Annotated in this window: 2 protein-coding genes; one reads left to right on the top strand and one right to left on the bottom strand. The window is 67.2% G+C overall.

Annotated elements, in window-relative coordinates:
- Positions 1-57 precede the first annotated feature (57 nt).
- Positions 58-1,179: a glutamate 5-kinase gene (gene proB, locus XF30_RS02305; RefSeq protein ID WP_036008728.1), complete on the bottom strand. Its 1,122-nt coding sequence runs from the start codon at positions 1,177-1,179 to the stop codon at positions 58-60.
- Positions 1,180-1,370: 191 nt separating this feature from the next.
- Here proB and XF30_RS02300 point away from each other — a divergent pair, with 191 nt between their 5' ends.
- Entirely contained in the window at positions 1,371-2,336 is a 966-nt protein-coding gene (locus XF30_RS02300; protein ID WP_036024653.1) for a Bug family tripartite tricarboxylate transporter substrate binding protein, read from the top strand.
- The last annotated feature ends 115 nt before the right edge of the window (positions 2,337-2,451 follow it).

The raw sequence follows: 2,451 nt of genomic DNA, 5'->3' as shown, positions 1-2,451 counted from the left end.
TTTGCGAAGGGCGGGGAGGGTATGGCTGGTCTCCCGGCGGCGAGCGGGGCGGGGCCCTTACCCGCCCACCACCAGATCATCCCGGTGGATCATCTCCGCGCGGCCGCTGATGCCGAGGATGGTCATCACGTCGGGGGAGGAGCGGCCCTTGATCCGCTCGGCATCATCGGCGTCATAGGCGATCAGGCCGCGGCCGACCTCGCTGCCGTCGGGGCCGCGCACGATCACGGCATCGCCGCGGGCGAACTGGCCCTCGACCTTGTTCACGCCAGCCGGCAGCAGGCTGGCCCCGGCCCGTAGCGCGGTCACCGCGCCGGCGTCGATGGTCAGCGTGCCCTTCGGCTCCAGCGTGCCCGCGATCCAGCGCTTTCGCGAGGTGATGGGATTGGCCGGCGTCAGGAACCAGGTGCAGCGGCCGCCATCGGCGATCGCCTGCAAGGGATGCTCGATCTTGCCGGAGGCGATCAGCATATGCGTGCCGCCGGTCGTCGCGATCTTGGCGGCCTCGACCTTGGTGCGCATGCCGCCACGCGACAGCTCGGACTCGGCATCGCCGGCCACGGCCTCGATCTCCGAGGAGATGCTGTCGACGACGGGAATGAGTTTTGCGTTCGGATTGTTCTTCGGCGGGGCATCGTAGAGCCCGTCGATATCTGAGAGCAGCACCAGCAGGTCGGCGCTCGCCATGGTCGCGACGCGCGCGGCGAGGCGATCGTTGTCGCCGTAGCGGATCTCGGTGGTCGCCACCGTGTCGTTCTCGTTGATCACGGGTATCGCGCGCCATTCCAGCAGCTTGCCGATGGTGGAGCGCGCGTTGAGATAGCGGCGGCGCTCCTCGGTGTCCTGCAGCGTCACGAGGATCTGGCCGGCGCCGATACCGTGGGCGCCAAGCACCTCCGACCAGATTCGCGCCAGCGCGATCTGACCGACGGCGGCCGCGGCCTGGCTCTCTTCCAGCTTCAGCGGGCCGCGCGGCAATTTCAGCCGGCTGCGGCCGAGTGCGATCGAGCCGGAGGAGACGACCAGCACGTCGCGCCCTTCCTTGTGCAGCTTGGCCATGTCGTCGGCCAGTGCAGCCAGCCAGGACGCACGCACCTCGCCCCTGTCGGAATCCACCAGCAGCGCTGAGCCGACCTTGACGACGATGCGGCGGAATTGGCTGAGTTCGGGGCTGGCCATGTCTCTTGTGTGCTGGCGCTGGATGCGAATGACGGCGGAGCGACAGGCGGCGCCGATGAGCCCTGCTTTTGCAGCAGGACGGTGACCGGCGCAAGTCAGCCGGGATGGTAAACGACGCATGTCGGCCTTGTGTCAGCCGCCCGTCTGGCTCTAATGGCGATCAACGATAAACGGGCCGAAAGAGGAAACGAATGGATCGCCGCAAATTCATGGCCGGATGCCTCGGCCTGCCGCTGTTCGCGCAGGCGGGTGGTGCGCGGGCGCAGGCCGGGCTGACGAAGATCATCTTCCCGTTTGCGGCCGGAGCCGGCGGCGACACGCTGTGCCGGCTGCTCGCGCAGGAGATGGCTCCGCTGCTGCAGCGGACCGTCGTGGTCGAGAACCGCACCGGCGGCGACGGCCTGATCGGCATCAAGGCGGTGAAAGGCGCGAGCCCCGACGGCAGCATGGTGCTGGTGACGACAGGGCCGACCATGTATCTGCTGCCAATGGTGGAGGCGACGCCGAGCTTCGACACGGCCAGGGATTTCATGCCGGTGTCGCTGCTGGCGCGCTTCGAGTTTGCGCTGGTGATCGGCCCGGGCATCGATGCTGCCGATTTCAAAGCGTTCGTAGCGTGGCTGAAATCGCATCCGGACAAGACCTCGTTCGGAGTGCCGAGCAACGGCACCATTCCGCATTTCACCGGCTCCAAGCTCGAGAAGGATCTCGGTATTCCCCTGACCCGCGTGCCCTATCGCGGCAGCGCGCCGATCCTTAACGACCTCGTCGGCGGCCACATTTCCTTCGGGATCACCACGCTGGCGGACGCGCTGCCGCAGCACCGCGCCAAGGGCGTGAAGATCATCGCGGTCGCGAGCGCGGAACGTTCACCCTTCGCGCCTGACGTGCCCACGCTGAAGGAGAGCGGCATCGATCTCGTTGCCGACGCCTGGTACGGCATGTGGCTTCCCGCCGGCAGCCCGCCGGAGTTCGCGAGCAAGCTCGGGGCGGCGGCGAGCGCGGCGCTTGCCAAGCCGGAGGTGAAGGAGAAGTTGACGGCGATCGGGCTGATTCCGATCGGCAGCAATGCGGACGCGCTATCCAAGGAGCTCGCCGCGAACACCGCGCTGTGGCAGCCGATCGTGAAGGCGACGGGCTACAAGATCACGAATTGAAGGCTGCCTCTTCTCCCTCTCCCCGTTCTTACGGGGAGAGGGTTGGGGTGAGGGGCTGTCTCCGCGAAAGCGCTGGCAATTGAACTCGCGGAGAGTCCCCCTCATCCGGAATTTG

This window comes from Bradyrhizobium sp. SUTN9-2, assembly GCF_003122645.1.
In the GTDB taxonomy this organism is placed as follows: Bacteria; Pseudomonadota; Alphaproteobacteria; order Rhizobiales; family Xanthobacteraceae; genus Bradyrhizobium; species Bradyrhizobium yuanmingense.
This window is presented reverse-complemented; position numbering and strand designations above follow the sequence as displayed.

Excerpts from the sequence above, each read along its gene's own strand:
- proB (WP_036008728.1), bottom strand. The coding sequence starts at position 1,179 with ATGGCCAGCCCCGAACTCAGCCAATTCCGCCGCATCGTCGTCAAGGTC.
- XF30_RS02300 (WP_036024653.1), top strand. The coding sequence starts at position 1,371 with ATGGATCGCCGCAAATTCATGGCCGGATGCCTCGGCCTGCCGCTGTTC.